This is a genomic window from Cryobacterium sp. 10S3, from assembly GCF_034344045.1.
GTDB lineage: Bacteria > Actinomycetota > Actinomycetes > Actinomycetales > Microbacteriaceae > Cryobacterium > Cryobacterium glucosi.
Genome location: NZ_CP133773.1, coordinates 3,484,443 through 3,505,124, shown reverse-complemented (window position 1 = coordinate 3,505,124; position 20,682 = coordinate 3,484,443). Strand labels below are relative to the sequence as shown.

The following is a 20,682-nucleotide window of genomic DNA, read 5'->3' as shown; positions in this document are numbered from 1 at the left end:
GCCCCCACGCTACGACCAACCACCGACACTCTCTGAGCATGGCTCAGGTCTGTGGAAGCTAACTCTGATCAGGTATCTGGTGAGGACAGGGTCGCTCGATCACCCGCCGGCTACTCGTCGTCGGCCTCGGCGCGCGGATGCCGTTTCGCGTCTGCAGGGGGGAGGTCGCCGGGCGTGCTGACTTCCTCGCCGGTCTCGGCGTTGACGGCGGTTTGGCCGGGCGGAAGGTTCGACAGGTCCGGCGCGATCATCGTCGGCATCAGCTTGGAGTCCGGCAGTCCGAATCGAGGAATCGACTCCGCTTCGGTTGTGGCGAGCACGAGGTCGTCGGACTGGCGCGGCAGGGTGCGGCCGCGGAAGAAATTCGGGTTGACCGCCCACCAGACCAGCATCACGACCACACCGAGCACCAGTGCGCCGATCCCGACGACGGCGACGGCGCCGATGCCGAAGATCGTGACGTTGTCCCCGTTATCGTCGGTGAGCCAGTCGACCGTGGCGTACTGCTGCAGCCCGTAGACGAAGGCCGCGGTCAGCATCAGGCCGCCGAGCAGTGGGAAGAGGCCCCGCATGATCACGTTCCGGAACGACGACCACATCGACCTGCGGTAATACCAGACGCACGCGAAACCGGTGAGCCCGTAGTAGAAGGCGATCATCAGGCCGACGGAACCGATCAGCGCCCCGAGCAGCTGGACACTGATCAGGGTGAAGAGCAGGTAGAACCCGATCGAAATGCCGCCCATGGCGAGGGTGGCCCAGGTCGGGGTGAGGTACCGCGGGTGGATCTTTGCGAAGCGTGCGGGCAGGGCGCGATAGACACCCATCGACAGGGCCGTGCGGGCGGTGGGCAGGATCGTGGTCTGCGTCGACGCGGAGGCCGAGGTGAGGATCGAGGCCGAGAGGAGGAGCATCGCGAGGTTGCCGAGGGTGCTGTCACCGAACAGCGCCGGCCCGATCGCGGCGAAGACGTCCGCCGAGTTCGCGTCGTTGCCGAGTCCCACACCGTCGGTGCCGACGCCCGCGAAGGCGACCGCCGCGACGGTCACGAGGGCATAGGTGCCGAGCAGGAGCAGGGTGCTGATGATGGCGGCCCGGCCAGGGGTCTTGCTCGGGTCGGCCGTCTCCTCGTTGACGGAGACGGCTGTGTCCCAGCCCCAGTAGATGAACACGGCGGTCAGCACGGCCGGGGCGATCACGCTGCCGAAGTCGAGCGTGAACGGGTTGAACCAGTCGAGCGTCGGGGTCAGCGAGTAGCTTTCCGCGCTCCCCGTGTACACGCGGATGAGCGCGAAGACGGCGAACATGATCAGCACGACAACCTCGATGCCCAGGAGCACGTACTGGATGCGGGCGGAGAGTTCGATACCGCGGTAGCAGATCCAGGTCATGATCACGATCCAGAGCACACCGGCGACCGTCGACCAGAACTGGTCGTTCGCGAGGTCGGCGACACCCGTCAGTCCGAGGTCGCCCATGAAGGTGAATGAGTAGGAACCGGCCACCTGTGCGAGGTTGGCCATCACGATGACGTCTGCGGCGATGATACCCCAGCCACCGAGCCAGCCGGTGATCGGGCCGAACGCACGGGTGGCCCAGGTGAAGGTCGTTCCGCAGTCCGGCTCCGCCTTGTTGAGCTCCTGGTATGCGACCGCGATGAGGTACATCGGGATGAAGGCGAGCAGCACGATACCCGGTGCCTTGACGCCGGCGAGAAGGGCTCCGCCGCTCGCGACGATGAAGCCGAGGCTCGCGGCGAGGCTGTACGCGGGGGCCGTTGACGCCATTCCGACGACGACGCTCGACAGCAGGCCGAGCGCCCCGCCTTTCAGCCCCTTGCTGTCGACCTGGTCGGAACGTTTCTCGCCGGCTTGGGACGAAGCGCTATCGGTCATCGGTACTCCCCACGTGAGGGCCGACCGGGGTCGGCAACAGGGCGGAACAGGACGAACGCGGTCCCTCAGCGGTGAGCGATCGTGATTGACACCGTTCTACCCCTGTTTCCCGCGGCCCGCACCTGCCCAATGTTCCGGTTTCGCATGTTTCTGGGCCGAGGGAGGGACCCGCGATCACCAGTCGGGCAGGAATTCCTGCCACACTGCCCGACGGTCCCCGCGGGGATCCGACTCGACGCGGTCCTCCGCATCGATGATCAGGGTCAGGCGGTCCTCCTCGGTGAAGCGGGGCCAGTCGGCGTCAGGACGGCCGGTGAGCGCGAAGTGCAGCCAGTTCCGGCGCATCCGCTCGCCCGCGTTGATGAAGAGCTCGCGACCGCCGAGCACGCTCATGATCCGGGCGACCGGCAGGTCGGTCTGGTCGAACAGGGCGAAAAGCTCGATTCCGTGGGTCGCGCCGAATCCGAGCATGTGCATCAGGCGCGGCGCGAGGTCGAAGCGGTAGACGTACACCGGCGCGACCCTGGAGTGCAGCTCCCCGAGCTGCAGGCTCGGGTACCAGAACACGAAGTCGCTGCCGAAATCGACCGAGCCGCGCAGCGGTGACAACCCCGCGTACACCGCGCGCATCGCCTCGTGTGAGCTCTCCGGTGCCTGGTCGAAGATGGCGCTGATCCGGGGAGCCGAATGCGGCAGGATGTCGACCCTGCCGCGGAAGAGGGTGCCTTCCCGCTCGTTGGAGCCGATGATGAGCGGGACCCGGTGTTCGCGGCCGGCGCGGAAGGCATCGACCGGGCGTTCCGGCAGGAAGTCGCCGTCGACGACGGGCACGAGGCAGAAGGTGCCCGGGTTCGAGTCCGGGGTCCGGGTCTGCACCGCGATGACAGCCTGGGAGATCACGTCGGCGGGTGCCATGGCGAGCAGCTCGTCCGGGGCCAGGCCGACCGCTCCGGCGTCGGCTTCCGTGAGCGTCCGCAACTCCTCGACGACCTCCCCGGCCCAGGCATCCGTGAGTTCCCGCGAGAACGCGGCGTTGGACGGCGAGCTCTGGGCGATCGCGCGCGCGAAGAGCCCCTCGGCCGCCGGCGTCGCCATCAGTGTGATGACGGCGTTCCCTCCCGCCGATTCCCCGAACACGGTGACGTTGTTCGGGTTCCCGCCGAAGGCGCGGATGTTGTCCCGCACCCAGCGCAGGGCGGCGACCTGGTCGCGCAACCCGAGGTTGCTCTCAAAGGGGTGGTCCGGCGTCGAGAATCTGGTGAAGTCGATGTAGCCGAGCGCCCCCAGGCGGTAGTTGAAGCTCACGTAGACGACGCGGCCGCTGCGCACGAAGCGCTCGCCGCGGCCGGTGAAGTCCTGGGAGGACCCCACGCTGTACCCTCCGCCGTGGATGAACACCATCACCGGCAGGCCGAGCCGGCGCGGGTGTCCCGCGGCCGGGCGCATGACATTGATCGTCAGGCAATCTTCCCCTGAGGCGCTGCGCGGCCCGTGGGCCCGAAACTGCCCGCGGTGCGGTTGTGAGGCGATCTTCCCGAACCTCGAGGCGTCACGGATGCCTGCCCACGATTCCACAGGACGCGGCGCCCGGAAACGCCCGTCGCCGACCGGTGGCGCCGCATACGGGATGCCGCGCCAGGCCAGTATCCCGTCCTCGTGCACTCCGCGCACGATCCCGCCGCTGACGCGGACGTCGAGCCGGCCCCGGGGGAGCGAGACGGAGCGAAGGGGGGCTCCCAAACCGGGGCCGGGGCCTGGATGCGGTTCATCGTCGAGGGTCACTGCTGTGGACATGCGCTCCTCCTCGTGGGAATCTTCTGGAGTTGTCTTGGTCCTTCGTGTGGGTGGTGGGTCTGGGTCTGGGTCTGGGTCGGGGTTCTGGTGGGTTCTGGTGGGTACCGGGTTCGGTTCAGCGGTACTCGGGGTTGGGCTCGAAGCCGAAGCGCTCGCCGGAGTCCCAGTCCTTGCGGAGGTTCCCGTAGGCGGGGAAGCCGCCGTTGGCCTTCAGGATCGCCGCGAGGTGCATCAGGTTCCAGGTCATGAAGGTCGTGTTGCGGTTGGTGAAGTCGTTCAGGGGGCCGCCGGACCCGGCGTCCAGGTAGCTCGGACCCGGCCCGATCTCGCCGATCCAACCGGCGTCCGCGGCCGGCGGGATCGAGTAGCCGATGTGCTGCAGGCTGTAGAGGATGTTCGACGAGCAGTGCTTCACGCCATCCTCGTTGCCGGTGATGATGGCGCCGCCGACCTTGCCGTAATAGACGTACTGGCCCTTGTCGTTGAACTCTCCGCTCATCGCGTAGAGGCGCTCGATCACGCGTTTCGTCACCGAACTGTTGTCGCCGAGCCAGATCGGGCCGCCGATCACGAGGATGTCCGCCGTCTGCACCTTGTCGAAGAGCGCCGGCCAGGCATCCGTCTTCCAGCCGTGCTTGGTCATGTCGGGATAGACGCCGGTCGCGATGTCGTGGTCGATCGCCCGGATCGTTTCGGCGTAAACGCCCTGCTCGTGCATCAGGTTCATGCTCAGGTCGATGATCGCCTGGGTATTGCTGGCTTCGGGGCTCCGCTTGAGCGTGCAATTGATGAACAGGGCACGCAGCCCGGAATAGTCGTAGGAGGCCTGGGTATTACGGCTCGGGGTCATGGCGCCAGTGTTGCACCCGCTCCGCGCACCGGCTACCCCGGGGCGCGGGTTCACTTCGTCCGGGATCCGGGGTTAGATTGCCGGGTGACTCCTCGCGAACGCCGCATCCTGATCGTCGCCGTCCTCTCCTCCTTCGTCGCGTTCCTCGACGGTTCGATCGTCAACGTCGCACTCCCCGCGATCTCCCGCGAGCTCGGTGGCGGCCTCACCCTGCAGCAGTGGGTCGTCGACGGCTACCTGCTCTCCCTCGGCGCCCTCATCCTCGTGGCCGGCTCGCTCTCGGATACCTTCGGCCGGGTGCGCGTTCTGCGGGTCGGCCTGATCTGGTTCGGGATCACTTCTCTCGCGTGCGCCGTCGCACCGTGGGGCGCCGCCCTCGTCGTCGCGCGGATCCTGCAGGGCGCTGCTGCCGCCCTTCTCGTCCCGAGCTCCCTCGCGCTCATCACCTCGACGTTCACCGGTCCTGCCCAGGGCCGGGCGATCGGCGTCTGGACAGGCTGGACCGGCATCGCGGGCATCGCCGGGCCCGTCCTCGGCGGCGTCCTGGTCGACACGAGCAGCTGGCGGCTCGTGTTCGCGATCAACGTGCTCCCGATCGTGGCGACCCTCATCGTGCTCGCCGGAGTCCGGGAACCGGCGCGCACCGCACCGGCCGCCCGGATCGACGTCGCCGGGGCCTGCCTCGCCGTCGTCGGCCTCGGCGGTCCCGTTTTCGCGCTCATCGAGCAGGGTCGGCTCGGCTGGGGCAGCCCCATCGTGTACCTGCCGCTCGTCATCGGGCTGCTCTCCCTCGCCGCGTTTCTCTGGTGGGAGGCGCGCGCTCCGCACCCGATGATGCCCCTCGGCCTCTTCCGGGTGCGCAATTTCTGGGCAGGCAACCTCGCGACTGTTGGCATCTACGGCGCGCTGAGCCTCGGCTTCTTCACCTTCGCCGTCTACCTGCAACAGGTCGGCGGCCTCTCGGCGACGAGCGCGGGGCTCGCGGGCATCCCGGCGACCCTGATGATGCTGTTCTTCTCGACATTGTTCGGCGGGCTCGCCGGCCGGTTCGGCCCGCGACTCTTCATGACCCTGGGCCCGATCGTGGCGGGCATCGGCTTCCTGATCCTGACCCTGGCCGTTCCCCCGGTGGATGTCTGGCGCACCGTGATCCCCGGCATCGCCGTCGTGGGCCTCGGGCTCTCGATCACGGTGGCACCCCTGACGGGCGCCGTGCTCGGCTCCATCCATCCTGAGCAGGCCGGAATCGGCTCGGCGATCAACAACGCCGTCTCCCGGGTCGCCGGACTCATCATGATCGCCTTCGCCGGCACGATCGCCGGCGAACAGCTCGGCGTCGCCGGGTTCCAGCGGGTCCTGCTGGTCACCGCCACGCTCATGTTCGCCGGCGCACTCGTGTCGTGGCTCGGCATCCGCACCCCGAAGAGCGGGGCGGATGCCGCAGCGCCTGCGGCCAGGGAACCCGCCTGAGCGCGGCATCCGCGCCTCTCCCACCTGCCCTCGAACGGGAGGGGTCGGGAAATCTGTTATAGTTTCTAAGTTGTCTTCGCGAAGGATTTCGCCTGGCACATGCGCTCGTAGCTCAACGGATAGAGCATCTGACTACGGATCAGAAGGTTGGGGGTTCGAATCCCTTCGGGCGCACGTAAAAACCCCCGCAATCATTGAGATTGCGGGGGTTTTCTTTTTGGTGGGATTTTCAGTCGCCACTTTCATTCGCCACATTGGGGCCCAGCAGGTCGCTGAGGATGGCCGAATTGTCGACCACTCGACGGCGCTTTCTCCCGATGTAGTACTTGGCGGTGACCTTGGAGCCCTCGATGTACGGGAGGGCGTGCCCCAGTTGGGCGGATGCCGCGGCGAGGTCGTCTTCTTCTTCAATCCAGGAAGCGACGCATGCCCGCAGCGTCTTCATCTCGACCCAGTCCAATGACGTGCCAAGCCGGGCCGCGCGCCATGAGCGCCCAATATTGTGCGAGTTCACGAAATTTCCTGTGCCCGTCGAGAAGACGTATTCCGGGTGACCGTTGAGCGCTGCCTGGCGCGAAAGCGCGTCGAGTGCAAATTTCGGCAGCGTTATCGTGCGCTTGCCGGCCATGGTCTTTGTAGCGGCCTGATAGTGCAATCCCAAACCCTTCAATTCGACGAGGGTCCCGCAAACACTGACGGTTCGATTTACGTAGTCCACATCTCGATGCCTCAGGCCCAGAAGCTCATTTATGCGAAGTCCCGTTCCACCCAAGATTTCGACCACATCAGTGAGGACGAATGACCTATCTCGCTGAGCACCGCCGACGCCGGCTCGCGCTGTGCGCCACGCGAAAACCAACTGCCTCATGTGCTGGAAATCTCCCGCGCTGAGAACTTCGGGCGGCTCCTGCGCTGCGCGCGGTATGGTCGGTGTTTCCGCGACAATGTTGTGCGACAGCGCCTTGTCCAAAACGGAGTCTGCCACGACATGCTTGAGCATCCATCGGACTCGTCGCGCAGCGGAGGGTTGCGAATGCGAGAGCGACGTGAAATAGCGTTTGAGGTCGCCCGCATCGAGCTGTTGAATTTCCTTGTGCCCATATTTAGCCAGCAAAATGAGTGCGACCTGCCGATATGCATCCCTATGAATATTGGCTTCGATGGGCACCACCTGTGGTGCGAGTGAGCCCCACTGTTCAGATGCGTGATTTGTATCGTTCAGCCCCACTACCGGCGTGGTTGAGCCCCACCTGAAAAGCTCCTTCCACCGTGTGAGCGCCACACGGTGGAAGGAGTACCGGCAATGGTACGGAAGATCAAAGCGAAGCAGATCCTGCAGCTGCGTAATCAGGGCTTGTCGCGACGGGCTATCGAGTCCGCCCAGGGAATGTCCCGGCACAGCATTCGAGCTGTGCTCGATGCAGCAGAGCGGCTCGGGCTCGACTGGGACGACGTCGCCGAGTTGTCGGAGGCCAAGGTGTATTCGACGTTGTTCCCCGGCCGCGGCGTCCACGAGAGTGTCTTCGCGCAGCCGGACTGGGCGCGGGTGCATACGGAGTTGGCCAGGGTCGGGGTGACGTTGAAGCTGTTGCACCAGGAGTATGTAGACGCCTCATCGATGGCGCAGGCGACGATGAGCTACGACCGCTTCTGCCGCCTCTATGGCGAGCACGCCGCTGTCTCGGGGGCGACGTCGCGGGTCGGCCACAAAGCCGGCCGCAGCATCGAGGTCGACTGGTCCGGGCCCACAATGCAACTACTCGATCCGACGTCGGGCGAGATGTCGAAGGTGTATTTGTTCGTCGCGTGCCTGCCGTTCAGCCGCTATGCGTTCGTGGAAGCCACCCTGGATATGCGGCAGGAGTCGTGGCTGCGCGCCCACACTGCAATGTTCGCGTTCTTCGGCGGCAGCGTCCCACGCCTGGTGCCCGACAACTTGAAGACAGGGGTGATCTCCCACCCGAAGGAAGGGGAGGTCGTTTTGAACGATGCCTACCGGGAGATGGCTGCGCACTACTCGGCCGCGGTGCTCCCCGGCAGAGTTCGGCACCCGCGCGACAAAAGTAGTACTGAGAACACGGTCTCCCATGTCGCGACCTGGGTCATCGCGGGTTTGCGGCAGGAGACGTTCACGTCGCTGGCACAGCTGCGCCTGCGAATCCGGGAACAGATGGATGCCTACAACCGGGAGCCGTTCCAGAAACGCGTCGGGTCCCGCCTCAGCGTGTTCACCACCGAGGAGAAACCTCTGTTGCAGGCGCTGCCAGCGGCACCGTTCGAGATCAGCACGTGGTCCTATAAACGAAAGGTCAACGCCAACGCCCACGTGGTCTGGGCCAAGAATTTCTACTCCGTCCCTTTCAGCCACATCGGCGCGCTGGTAGACCTTCGTGTCACCGAGACGATGCTGGAGGTCTATCGGCGCGACGAGCGTCTGGCCAGCCATTTGCTGCTGCCGGTCACGACGACGAACCAGTATCGGACGAACGATGCGGACTTGCCCGAGGGGCGCAGCTTCCAGGCCTGGGACCGAGCCCGGATCGAGGAATGGGCCGCGCGGATCGGGCCGGCAACCGTCACCGTGACGGCCAAGATCTTCGAGACCGTCTTCATCGACGAGGCCGGCTTCGACGCCGCGCTGGCCGTGCTGAAACTGTCGCGCCGGTTCCCTCCGGCCCGGGTCGAGGCCGCCTGCGCACTCGCGCTGCGGGGGCCGGTCCGCTCCCCGCGCTACGCGCATTTGCGGCCGATCCTCGACACCGGGCAAGACAAAACCGGACAAGTTCCGGAACCGGAACCGGACGATGGCGGTTATGTTCGTGGCAGCGCTTACTACGCCGGAGGGAACCGTTGAGCGCGCTGGACGGGGAGACTAAACGCAAGCTCCGCGAGATGAATGCCGGCGAGCTGTTGGAGGCCATCGACCTCCAGGACGAGATTCTCTCGATCAGCCTGACCTTCGAGGAACGGGTCCGGCTGGTCGTCGACGACGCCTACTCGAGCTTCATGCATTCCAAGGTTGACGGGCTGATCCGGCGGGCGGGACTGCGTTACCCGAACGCGGATTTGCGGCGCATCGACCTGCTCGACGAGCGCGGCCTCAACCGGCAGGTGCTGACCCAGCTCGGGACCTGCTCGTTCGTCACCCGGCAGCAGAACGTCGTCTTCCAGGGCTTTACCGGGTCGGGGAAGTCGTATCTGGGATGCGCGATCGCCAAACGGGCCTGCGAGCATCGAATCCGCGCTCACTACGTCCGGATGCCCGACCTCGAGGAAGCCTGGGTCGCCGCGCAAGACGCCCCGGGCGGGGCGGGCAAGTTCCTCCGCAAATATGCCGCGTTCACGCTGCTGGTCATCGACGAGTGGCTGCTCGATAAGCCGACGGAATCGATGCGGACAATGCTGCTGGAGCTGATGGAGCGCCGCTACGGCGAGACATCAACAGTGTTCTGCACCCAGTATCAACAGAAGGACTGGCACCAACGCCTCGGCGCCAGCGTCCACGCCGACGCCATCATGGACCGCATCATCCACAACACCACCTGGGTCGACACCGGCACCTACAACATGAGGGAACAAACCGCCCTCGCAACCGCGTAATCCGTGACGGGGAGCACCAGTGGTGCTGAGCCACACCACCACTGGTGCTCTTCCGCACGACCAGTGGGGCTCAACCGCACGATCGGGTGGGGCTCAGAGACTCGAATACTCACCTAGTCTGGGCGCGGCGCAGTGGGTCGCTGTCTACGGATTGGAACCACAGCGCGACGGCATCTCGAACCAGCGTATTTGGCCGAGTCCTATGGATTTCGGTCGTGAACTCCTCGGCAATCTGGACACCATCCAGGTCCACCCGGCGCCTCGGCTTGGCAGCGGGTTCAGTGGCGGAAAGGAGCTTGGTCTTTAGAGCTTGGACGGCGAGGTCCTCATCAGCGTCCTGAGCAGTGAAAGGGTAGAGCCTCCCACCTTCTTCAAAACGGATGCGCGCTTTCGCCTGAAAGTTCCCATTCGGGAGCAGGCGTGTGGAAACCTTCCCGAAAGGCGAGCCCCCAACGGGGAGGATCCGATTAGCCACGGTTGACGTCCTCGGCCTTTGCTGCAGCCCTGGCCACCATCCTCACTACGACGCTGGACGATTTGTTCCCACCGGCCATGAACCAAACGTCGACAGCCTGTTGGGTGAAACGCAGGTAACGCCCAACAAAATGGCCTTCCGGGCCGCCGCCTGTAGTCCGCCATTTGTAGAGGGTTGCCAGCGGGACGCGCAGAATCTCGGAAACCTCCTTTGCCGTGAGGAGTGGAGTTCGGGGTGATGTCTGAAACGACGTGAGCGTCATGATGTGTCTGTACTTTCCGGTTGCTTGGCCGGAGCGGGAATCCCCGATCCACGGAGTACATGCGCGGGACAGTTTTCTGTTTTGTGCAGCCCGAAGCGGTTTCTGGAGTGAGTGGGGGTGACTGAACGCCGGCGGACCACGATCGTTTGGTGTCTTCCGCCCGTCGACGGAACTAGTCGAGCCAGGTCAACTGTGCCGCGAACCTTCCGGACCGCATGGACATGCGCGGTGACCCGCCCCGTGGCCCCGTTATGGTTGTGGCTAGATGACAACTCAAGAGATCGACAGCCGTTCCAAAAGAGAGCTTGTCTCGGTTCTGCATGGCGACGCGTGGGATCTACTCAAGGACTTCCCGCCTTCAATGTTTGATTGTGTGTTGACTGACCCGCCGTTCGCAATCGGGCTGACGAAGAATGAGTATGGGCGTCCTCATTGGGACCGTTCCAAGATCGCGATGAACCCGGACTTCTGGCAGGAGGTACGCCGGGTCATGAAGCCGGGGAGCAATCTCCTCGCGTTCGGTCATCCCAAGACCTTCGCCCGAATGTCGGTCGCAATTGAGGATGCCGGTTTCGAGGTAGTCGATTGTCTCGCGCTTATCCACGGCCAAGGTTTCGCGGCCGGATTTCGGCATCTAGACGCGGAACTGACGCGTGTCGGAGCCACCGACGCTGCCCGTGACTATGTTGGATTTGGCAACATGCTCAGGCCTGCGTTGGAGCCGATCCTCATGTTCCGCAACAAGTCGCCGCGGGAATCGATGGCAAACGTGATAGCAGCCGGCGGGGTCGGGGGGCTGAATGTCGATGCATGTCGAATACCCGCTGGTATGGAGAACCGCAGTCGAACGCCAGGCATTGTCAATGGAAACCAGACATGGCGAGTGGATCGCCCTGCGGGAGCTAAGTCAACACCGCCGCCGGCGGGTCGCCTGCCGAGCAACGTTCTCTTGCACCATACGGAACGCTGTACCAAAAATCATTGTCTCCGGGAATGTCCTGTAGCCCAGGTGCACGATCAAGGCCTATCGACTCGCGGTCGCAACGAAGACGCAACACGTTTCTACCAGACTTTCTTCCATCACCCGAAGGCATCGAAGAGCGAGAGACCCGAGGTGGGTGGGATGAGTGGGCCTACCGTCAAATCTCTGGCTGTCATGGATTGGCTCGTACAATTAGTGACTCGCCCAGGCCAACTTGTTCTGGACCCGTTCGCTGGCACGGGCACGACACTAGAGGCGTGCGCTCGAGCTGGCAGAAGGTCAATCGGCTTTGAAAAAGAGGCTGCGTACCTACCCCTAATCGAGCAGCGGCTTGAACGGTTGGGGTGACGCACTGAATGCTTCTCCGACTGTGTGTGTGATCAACTCTTTGTAGGCCGTTTCGGCGCTGGATCCCTGCCAAGTTAGCGGCTGGTTTCCTGCCAAATGAGCGCTAAAAATCAGGCCAGCAAATCCCGCCCAAGAAATGGGGTTGGGGATGCGTAGAGATTGAGATCACCTGGCGGCCGTGGCCCTCTCCAAGCGATGGAGACATGGGCCCGCCACCCCCCGATAGGTTCCTAAAGGCGTGTCTACTGCCAAGCGGTCGCGCCGGAAGGAACCAGGAAGCAGATGACGGTACCCATGTCCGTGCAAGAAAATATCAGAACACTCGACTCCCACGGAATTGCGGGCCGTGAAATCGCCCGCCGGTTGGGAGTCAGCCGCGATGCGGTGGCGAAATACACCGGGCAACAGAACTATTCACCGAAACCACCGACACCCGTTCTGAGGCCAGCCGGGTCAGCCTTGACCGGGTTTGAAGACACCATTGAGACGTGGTTGGGCGAGGACCAACGCCGGCCGCGCAAGCAACGCCACACAGCCAAGCGGGTCTTTGATCGCTTGATGAACGAGGAGAACTACAGCGGCAGCTACTCCCCGGTGCAACGCTTCGTGAGGAAGTGGAACGACCAACACCGTCAGGCCGGTGAGGGCTTCACGGAGCTGGTTTGGCCGGCCGGCACTGCGCAGGTCGACTTCGGCCAGGCCGAGGCCATCATCGGCGGGATCCGCCAGATCCTGCACATCTTCGTCGTCACGTTCCCGTTCTCGGACATGCGCTTCGTTCAGGCCTACCGCGGAGAGACCGCCGAGTGCGTCTGCCACGGGCTGCGCACCGTGTTCGATCACATCGGCGCCGCGCCCCGGCACCTGGTCTTTGACAACGCCACCGGTATCGGGCGAAGAGTCGGCACCAAAGTCGTCGAGGCCAAACTGTTCGGCGCGTTCAAACTGCATTACCGGTCGGAGTCGCGGTTTTGCAATCCATACTCCGGCAACGAGAAGGGCAACGTCGAAAACGCCGTCGGGTTTCTCCGCCGAAACCTGATGGTTCCCGAGCCAGAAGCGGCCACTCTCAAGGGGCTCAACGACGTGCTGATGACACGGTGCATGGCCTTGGCCGAGACGACGCACTACCGGAAAGGCCTACCTATCAGCGAGCTCTTCGCCCAAGACGTCGCTGCGTCGCTGGCGCTGCCCGGCGTGGGGTTTGACCCGGTGCGTTATGAGTCCCGCACGGCTGACAAGAAGGGAAACGTCCTCATCGACGGCAACACCTACGCGGCCGGATCCTCATTCCACAGCCGCACCCTCACCGTCGGGCTCCGCCACGACGTCGTCGAGATCCTCGATGAGCATTCCGCGCCGGTGCGGTCCTTTCCCCGCGCCTTCGGAGTGCAGGCCGAGACGATCTTCGAGCCCGCGGCACTGCTGCCGCTGCTAGTGACCAAGCCCGGCGCCTGGAGCCATTCCCCGCTGCGGCCGTTGGTCTCTGAGCCGGTGCGCGACTGGCTCGACAAGGCCCCCGCGACCAACCGACGCCGCCTGCTCAGTGCCGTCGAGGCCGCATCGGGATCGGCCGGGTTCGACGCCGCCATCACTGCTGCCGACCTGCTCATCCAGCGCGGCGACACCCCCGAGATCGCCGCGCTGGGCATGCTCGCCCGACGCCTGGCCGACGGCACCAGCCCGGCCGTGGAGAACGTGGACCTGAGCGTCTATGACATCTTCACCACCGAAAGCTTCACCACCCTCAACACGCTGACGGGAGAAATCGCATGACTCTGATCACTGCGCAGGACATCATCGAGACCGGCCGGCAGGCGTCACTAACCCACAGCGTGCTGGTCGAATGGGCCGAGAAAGGCACCCCGAAACAACGCGAATACCTCCACGGAATGCTCCTGGCCGAGCACGAATCCCGACAAGCATCACGCCGCCAACGACTGCTGACGGCCGCCCGACTGCCAGCGCTGAAATCACTCACGGGCTTCGACTACTCCAGCGTGAAATTCCCTGAGGACTACGGCAGGGAGGAGCTAACGTCGTTGGACTTCATCAACCGAGCCGAAGACTTGGTCCTCTACGGCGATGTCGGGACCGGCAAAACCCACCTCGCCAGCGCGCTGATCGCCGCCGCCTGCCAACAAGGAATACCGGCCCGGTTCTACACAACCTCGTCCCTGGTGATGCAGCTGCGCCGCGCCAAAGACGAAGGCCGCCTCGACCGGGAACTGGTCAACATAGCGAAAAACCAGCTACTCGCAATCGACGAATTCGGCTACCTTCCGATCGACACCGAAGGCGCCCGCCTCCTGTTCCAAGTCATCGCTGACGGCTATGAAAAAAGAAGCCTGATCATCACCACAAACCTAGAATTCTCACGCTGGGGCACAGTGTTCGGCGACGACAACATGGCCGCCGCCGTCATCGACCGCATCGTCCACCACGGCCGCCTCCTCCAATTTCGCGGCGAGTCCTACCGCGTCAAGCATGCCCTCATGAAATAGCCCCGGCCAGGCCCGGCTGGTCTCGAACCTGACGCCGATTGGGCCACCCCAACGCCACTCTGCCGCGGGTCAGCGCGAGGAAACGACCCCAAAACCGACCGCCGCAGGCACCGTGATCAATTGGCCGGAAACGGTGCTGAAGTGGCCGGTTAATTAGCGATCAAGTGCGTATCCGCTTAGCTCAGCTAGTGTGAAGTGTGTCCAAACCTGATTTTCCACGGTCGATTCTGGCCTTCCAGGAGTGGTTCGTGGATGAGCAGGCGTGCCTGGACTATCTCTTTGAGAGTCGATGGCCGGAGGGGTTCACGTGCCCCCGTTGCGGTGGCCGCGACGCGTATCCGATCGCCACCCGACGGCTGTGGCAGTGCGTCCAATGCCGGTATCAGGTCTCGGTGACGGCCGGGACCGTGATGCACAAGACCCGGTTGTCGCTGCGGTTGTGGTTTTGGGCGGCGTACTTGGTGGCTACCGGCACGCCAGGATTGTCAGCGAGGCAGTTGCAACGTCAACTCGCGCTGACCCGCTACGACACGGCCTGGACAATGCTGCACAAGCTGCGCCGCGCAATGGTTGCCCCTGATCGGGGTTTGCTCTCGGGCGAGGTCGAAGTCGATGAGTTCGAGATCGGCGGTGTGGAGAAGGGCAGGAGCGGCGGGCGCAGCGGGGTCGCGAAGGCCTCCACCGGGATCATCGCAGTGGAGGTGCGCGGCACCGGTTCAGGTCGCATACGGATCGAGCTGATCGACGACGCGACCGCGGCAACGTTGTCCGGATTCATCGAACGGACCGTCGAGGCGGGAGCGATCGTGCATACTGACGGGTGGCAAGGCTACGCGAAACTGACGAGTATGGGCTACGTGCACCGCCGGCGCAGCCAGGCTAAGGCCAAGCGTGACGGCGACACCGACCCGGTCTTGCCGCGGGCGCACCGGGCGATCTCGAACTTCAAGTCTTGGCTCCGCGGCACACACCGCGGCGTGAGCGCCGAGCATCTTCAGGTCTACCTCGACGAGTTCATCTTCCGATACAACCGACGACGCACACCGATGGCCGCTTTTCAAACCCTCCTTGGTCTCAGCAGCCACCATCCGCCGTCTACCAGGGCTGAGATCGTGGCCGAAGGCCCGGCAGCAGCCAAGCGAAGCTGAGCTAAGCGGATACGCACTAGCGATCAAATGGCCGGGTTCGAGTTGACAAAACACAGACTGGTTCGCTGGTCGGGATTGCGCTTCTCAACGGCCCATTGGGTGGCGGGTGACGTAGCGGTCCCGTTGTTTCGACAGTGACCGTGCAGTAGCGGATTGCACGGTCCGCAGGAGTGTGCATGAGCGTTGTGGGCCACGCGGGCAGAGCGTGCTTCAGTATACGACACTCAGCTGCGGAAGTGTCGTGTTTCGCCCACGAGGTCCACAACGGGCGCAGTCAGCCAGGACTACAGGCCCGTTTCATGCTCTGTTGAGGTCAATTGAGTCGGCGGTCAAAGGGTTCGTACGCGCAGCGTCTTCCACTTATTGTCCTGACGCCGCTCAGCAAGGAGCCGTCTCGCGTCCGACGGCGTTGCGAGCCGCTTAGCTCTACGCTCATACGCGCGGTCGAGGAGGCGCAGTGACCGAGTCGGGGTTTGTCCATGTCCCTATTCGGACTCCCCACCGTCGGCTGACATGCGCTCACCCAGGATTAGGTCGATGTGAATCGGGACGCTTCGATTGGAATGTCCAGCGACGCTGAAGACTTTCCCGACCCGATTGCCATCGCGGCCCTTAGCTAGATAGTGCGGGTGGATGAGTTTTTCGTTCCAGAGGCTTCCGAAGGAGGTCGTCGGCGATGTTCCGGCCGGAAGCGCGATGGGATAGGTGCGCTGTGCCTGGTCGAACGCGTTGACGGGGTGGAGCATGACGACGTCCATCTCTCCTGTTGCCCCGGCTGCTGTCAGGTAGCCGATTGCCGTGCCCAGGGGGCGCAGCCTGTCCTGAGTGTCGACCTGCCATCCGAGGGCCCGGTTCGCCGCGTACTGGGTGTTGGCTAGCGGAGGCAAGGCGGGATCGTTTGCGTTCAGAATGTGAGCCTTTCCTGCGGCGAGCAGGTTTCGCACAGCCCCAAGGATTGCAAGGCCTGGCGTTGATTCACTCTGGCTCCTATACGACAAGGACACCACAGCTGCCACGCGGGCAGGGAGGCTGCCCGTCGTAGCTGGGTTCATGAGGGCAAGCATTTCCGAATCGTGAACCATCTGCGCGAGGACTTGCAGGGGTGCGAGTCCGAGCATCAAGTCGACAGCCATGTTTACGTGTCGACCGTCGGACTTTCCAGTGACCTTCACACCGCCGATGACCTCCTTCGCCAGGGTGCGATACTGACCCATGATTGACAAATCTTCAGATCCTTGGCTGTGGCGGACGCCGTCCTCGGGAGAACCCTCAATGTTCGACATCATTTTGGGCCATCCGTTCAGAGTGGCGAGGTGCTGGAAGGCTTGCACAGCAGCGGCCATAAGTCGTCCGGGGGCACGGTTGTTGTCACGGAAGTCGTCCATCTCGTCGCGCGCTTCATCACTGCGGAGCGAATTCCTGTCGAGGTTGAGAACGACGGTTCGGTCGCGGACTGAGTTGATGGTGTGCTCGTTTTCAGCCGTAACGAGCAGGAGGGCATGAGGAACAAATACCTCCCGTGCCTTCAGGTCAACGCCCGAACGCCGCTTGGAGGATTTGTTGTGAATTGACCGGACGATGTCGCCGATTTTGGCCTGCTCCAGGTCGTTCGTCCGCTTGTCGGGGGACGGCGCGAGGTCGTCCATTACCCAAATGTTTGCTTGGGCGATGGCCTGCTCAACTCCTGTGGCTGTATCTTTCATCGACCCGGGTAATTTCTTGTTCGTCCAAGTGGCCCTCTGCTGATGAAAAGAGAGAATCTGGGCGACCGACCAGCTCTTACCCTGACCCGGAGGGCCTTGAACCCAGATGGCCGTCGTGCACGAGATTGGGACGGAGGGACGCAGGCCTGCTGCCATGACGACCGCCGCGATGTTGACGTCCGTCCACGGTGCGTTCTCGACGTAGTGTTCACGGAGTGCGGTCAGGTCTGTTCGGACCTGTTCGACCCACTCGTGCGACATTACAACGGGTTCAGATTTGGGAAGTCCGAAATTCGATGCCCCGGGCAGCACGATGTCGGTGACCCCGGCGATGGTCATCGCCTTGTCCTCGTCATTTGGGGAAATGATGGTGCGCCCAGAGATGAACGAGCACACGCTGGAACCCTCAACTGGAACCCACCCCATCCTCGACCATGACACGTTCTGCTGGGTCGGGACCTCGACGTTGTCCTTGATGGCCGACAACCACTTCATCCCGTCGCGACCGGGAGGCCATTCAGGGTGCAGAAGGAGGTTGTTCGGAAGGTTCGCCTTCATTTTGTCCCACTGCTCCGGCGGGTACATCAGAAGTGTGGCGGGACCGGTGACGATTGCGTGTTCGGTGATTCCGTCCTCCTTCAGCCACTGCAAATCGAAGCGACACGTAGACGTTGTGGGAATATCTTCCTCCTCAAGGCCCGCACCAAAGCGACCTGTCTTGACCTCTAGGGATGACGGTGCCCGGTGTGTTTCGACGGAGGCAACGTGACCGCCAATGTTCATCTGCACTTTCCACTCCAGCGGGCCCGGTTTGCCATCCATGTCCGGCGGCCCGGGGAGGAGGGCCTGGACAGAGTTGTTGTCCTCGGCAACCCTCCAGGTTCCGGTGTCGGCGTGACCCCGCTGACGACGCGGCGAGTCAGGGAGGGCGGCCTGCAGGCGTTCCAAAATGTTGTTCCACGTTCCGTGTTTGGCAAGGAAGTCGTCGAGCCCGACCTTGTCCCCCGCTGCTGGGATGTCGTCAACGCTGGCAATGAAGGACCCTGTCCTCGGACCATCTGCCATGAGTTGCACGAGTTCTTCGTCCACACTGAGACTGAGGTCCACGAGCTTGACGCGGGCCCCCCGCCCGAATGCGAACCGCCACAAGTTGTTGGCCTGGTTCCAGACGTTCCAGTTTGTCGCGACATCGCCATCGAACGCGAGCAGAAGCTCCCGGTTCGCCAGCGACAAGCTAACCCAGAGGTCATTGCCTTTCCAATTGCCAACACCGATGAGCGACAAAATGGTGACTCGGTTCTCGACCGGAACGCGCAGCATCAGTTCGTTGAGCCTTTGGCAGGCAGCGATGCGGGTCAGTCCACCGCTGAGCAGTTCGTCGTCGCCGACACCGTTGGCTCGGAGGAGGGCCGTCAAAGCCGAATCGCCCTTAATGACACCTTCGGTCATCAGCACTCGAGGTGAGTCAGTGAACCACTCAGCCGGCGTGGCTGGGTTCATGTCGATTACGGATTCGCTTCCGGCCATGTTCTCGTACTTGGCGAACTTCCCGGAAGCGTTCGGTCGTGCGACTCCGGGCCTCAACTGCATGGTCGTGAAGATTGGCGTCTGATCGTTTGTTCTGGCCAATGCGACCTGATCCGCCTGGTACCACATCAGGACGAGAGCGTCGGTGTACTGGGTAATGCGGTGGAGCTGCGCATACCTCTTGGTATTGGACGAACCAAAGCCGTGTGTCTTGGCGAAGGCCGGCACGTGCGAGCTCTCGATTGTTTCATAGCCACGCGCAGCAGCGACGAGTGGCGCAACGCCCGAGGAGGCAAGCTTGTGGGCGCCGGTGAACGTGACAAGTGGCGCGTAGTCGTCAGGGGTCCAGGGTGTCATCGGATGGTTGGGTGCGGTTGAGGTGGTCATACAGTCTCTATGCGCAGGTTTCGAAACCGGCTGGAATCGTCGGCGGGCACCGCGCCATACGGGGAGTCTTTTGCGAGAAACCAGAGGTCACCGGTGTCCGAACTGCAGGGGAGTGATCCTTCGCACGCGATGCGCATTGGGAGGATAAGAGGCTGACTGATTACCCCAATTACCCCAATTACCCCAATTACCGGTTCCGGGTAATGGCATCCGACCAGCGAATGACTGGGATTCATGCCCTTAGATAGATTGAGTTACCCAGTTACCCAGATAATTTCATACAGGCGAATTCCCACCAGCCATATCTGGGCGCTCGATGTTGACAAACATCTATCTAGGTCTAGCGTCGACGGGGTAACCGGGTAATGATCAATTTTTATCGCATATGATCAGGTATTTGGCTGTTACCTGGCCTGGGTAATTCGCGGGTGCATGGGTACTCATGCATGGGACCTAACTGTCGGTCACACTCTCAAATGCCTTGTGACGACGCGTCGAAACCGCGATCACTGGGCGGTGCTGCGTCTGCGGGCGGCCCACCGCAGTTTCTGAGTAGATCATTTGGCCAACCCGAAGCCATGCCGGCTTCCTCTGCTGCGCCGACTCCCGTCCAGACTGCAGGAACGCATAGCCTCGGTTGTCACGTCTCGGCTGCCTGCCAATGCCGTCGACGCCGCGCAGGTTCACTATGACCATGTCTCCCGCAGCCGCCTCGAGCACGTTGGGACCTAAATGCTGGTCCCTGAACACAGGTTCACCGCGATCACTGCAGTTCGTCAACCGGGTCGACGTTCTTCTGAATCCCACTTCAACTGCCAGGATAGAAACGCACGCGGGAACGCATGAAACTACTCCCAAACGTCAAACTCACCGCGACCTGATTGAGTGTCGCATCTTGAAAATGATTGACTCAACTACGAGCGAGCGCCCAATTCCGCATCGTCCACGATCGCGTTGATCCGGTCGAAGATCTCGAAAGTATTGGTTCCCTCGATCCCCAAGCGCGAATACAGACTGGATCGTTCCAGACTTAGCCTCGCGCTTCTGCCTCGTGCTTCAGCGTCGGCCCACATGGCGACGCCCCAGCCGGCGTGTCCGTCCGTATTCGGTCTGGATGCAGGCCTACCCTCTCCCGTGACGAGATCCTGGATCAAGTTAGTGACCGCGTCCGGCGATGATTGCGTCTTTACGGTGAACCGTCCGCGCGATGCTCGTGGGTGGGAAGCTTCAAAGGTGGTGGGAGGGATCATGCAGTTATATGTGTGCGGCGTCAATTCGGAGTTCTCCGACTCGCGCCAGACGCCGACCTGCCAGAGTTCGGCAAGTCGGCAAGTCGGCAAGTCGGCTCGCAATCGGATTGGGACTCTGCTCCCTCCTTCAGGCAATTCCGATTCGGCGGTGCAAGTGCGCGACACCTTGTGACTACTTGGTGACGGGGGAGTGCCACCAAGCAATCACACGCCCGATCAGTTGCTCGTAGCGGCATGCTCCGTAACAACGACCCGCTCAGCAGCCTCCTCCGACAGCCCCCATAACGCCACCCGCAAATTCGAACACCCAGAACTCCTCCTCGACCGTCGTCATCCCATCCAGCAGCCGCCCATCGTCGACGAACACCCGCCGGTGCGCGGCGATCGACCGCAGGTTGTCTTCGGCGACGGAGCTGCAGGCACGGACGCCGACGGGGCACACCGCAGCGCCGGCGCCGCGTACAGCTCACCGAACAGCCCGCATCCC

13 protein-coding genes and 1 tRNA gene are annotated in these 20,682 nt (G+C 63.1%); 8 read left to right on the top strand and 6 right to left on the bottom strand.

The genetic code is table 11. The annotated features are described in order from the left end of the window. Window positions 1–110: 110 nt before the first annotated feature. The 3 genes from RHM57_RS16285 to RHM57_RS16275 form a co-directional block, all read right to left on the bottom strand. Window positions 111–1,895 carry an APC family permease gene (locus tag RHM57_RS16285; RefSeq protein ID WP_134448762.1) on the bottom strand — a complete coding sequence of 595 codons (1,785 nt, stop codon included), beginning with the start codon at window positions 1,893–1,895 and terminating at the stop codon, window positions 111–113. 174 nt (window positions 1,896–2,069) lie between these two features. Next, window positions 2,070–3,689: a carboxylesterase/lipase family protein gene (locus RHM57_RS16280; RefSeq protein ID WP_322188748.1), complete on the bottom strand. Its 1,620-nt coding sequence runs from the start codon at window positions 3,687–3,689 to the stop codon at window positions 2,070–2,072. Window positions 3,690–3,804: 115 nt separating this feature from the next. Next, on the bottom strand, window positions 3,805–4,539 hold the full coding sequence (locus RHM57_RS16275) for a flavodoxin family protein (protein WP_134558640.1): 735 nt from the start codon (window positions 4,537–4,539) through the stop codon (window positions 3,805–3,807). 84 nt (window positions 4,540–4,623) lie between these two features. Here RHM57_RS16275 and RHM57_RS16270 point away from each other — a divergent pair, with 84 nt between their 5' ends. Both RHM57_RS16270 and RHM57_RS16265 read left to right on the top strand, forming a co-directional pair. Next, entirely contained in the window at window positions 4,624–6,009 is a 1,386-nt protein-coding gene (locus tag RHM57_RS16270; protein ID WP_322188746.1) for an MFS transporter, read from the top strand. Between the two features lie 101 nt (window positions 6,010–6,110). Then, window positions 6,111–6,183 (top strand) — tRNA-Arg (locus RHM57_RS16265). Window positions 6,184–6,238: 55 nt separating this feature from the next. Here the strand turns inward: RHM57_RS16265 and RHM57_RS16260 are convergent. Beyond that, window positions 6,239–7,237, bottom strand: a complete 999-nt coding sequence (locus tag RHM57_RS16260; RefSeq protein WP_322188744.1) for a tyrosine-type recombinase/integrase — start codon at window positions 7,235–7,237, stop codon at window positions 6,239–6,241. Window positions 7,238–7,312: 75 nt separating this feature from the next. Here RHM57_RS16260 and istA (RHM57_RS16255) point away from each other — a divergent pair, with 75 nt between their 5' ends. Both istA (RHM57_RS16255) and RHM57_RS16250 read left to right on the top strand, forming a co-directional pair. Further along, the gene (istA, locus tag RHM57_RS16255) at window positions 7,313–8,863 is read left to right on the top strand and encodes an IS21 family transposase (protein WP_322188742.1); all 1,551 of its coding nucleotides are present in this window, start codon (window positions 7,313–7,315) and stop codon (window positions 8,861–8,863) included. Further along, on the top strand, window positions 8,860–9,609 hold the full coding sequence (locus tag RHM57_RS16250; protein ID WP_322188740.1) for an ATP-binding protein: 750 nt from the start codon (window positions 8,860–8,862) through the stop codon (window positions 9,607–9,609). The genes istA (RHM57_RS16255) and RHM57_RS16250 overlap by 4 nt, the downstream gene beginning before the upstream one ends. Before the next feature lie 467 nt (window positions 9,610–10,076). Here RHM57_RS16250 and RHM57_RS16245 read toward each other — a convergent pair whose 3' ends face one another. After that, window positions 10,077–10,346 carry a helix-turn-helix domain-containing protein gene (locus RHM57_RS16245; protein ID WP_322188738.1) on the bottom strand — a complete coding sequence of 90 codons (270 nt, stop codon included), beginning with the start codon at window positions 10,344–10,346 and terminating at the stop codon, window positions 10,077–10,079. Between the two features lie 265 nt (window positions 10,347–10,611). Between RHM57_RS16245 and RHM57_RS16240 the strand changes: the two genes are divergently transcribed. From RHM57_RS16240 to RHM57_RS16225, 4 genes are all read left to right on the top strand, one after another. After that, window positions 10,612–11,676: a DNA-methyltransferase gene (locus tag RHM57_RS16240; RefSeq protein ID WP_322188736.1), complete on the top strand. Its 1,065-nt coding sequence runs from the start codon at window positions 10,612–10,614 to the stop codon at window positions 11,674–11,676. A 294-nt stretch (window positions 11,677–11,970) separates the two neighbouring features. After that, window positions 11,971–13,452, top strand: a complete 1,482-nt coding sequence (gene istA / locus RHM57_RS16235; protein ID WP_322140446.1) for an IS21 family transposase — start codon at window positions 11,971–11,973, stop codon at window positions 13,450–13,452. Next, window positions 13,449–14,180, top strand: coding sequence for an IS21-like element helper ATPase IstB (gene istB, locus RHM57_RS16230; RefSeq protein WP_322140266.1), 732 nt, complete (start codon window positions 13,449–13,451; stop codon window positions 14,178–14,180). Before istA (RHM57_RS16235) ends, istB begins: the two co-directional genes overlap by 4 nt. Window positions 14,181–14,377: 197 nt before the next feature. Beyond that, on the top strand, window positions 14,378–15,328 hold the full coding sequence (locus RHM57_RS16225) for an IS1595 family transposase (RefSeq protein ID WP_322188005.1): 951 nt from the start codon (window positions 14,378–14,380) through the stop codon (window positions 15,326–15,328). 485 nt (window positions 15,329–15,813) lie between these two features. Here the strand turns inward: RHM57_RS16225 and RHM57_RS16220 are convergent, their stop codons facing one another. Next, window positions 15,814–18,945, bottom strand: coding sequence for a hypothetical protein (locus tag RHM57_RS16220; protein WP_322188734.1), 3,132 nt, complete (start codon window positions 18,943–18,945; stop codon window positions 15,814–15,816). Window positions 18,946–20,682: the final 1,737 nt, after the last annotated feature.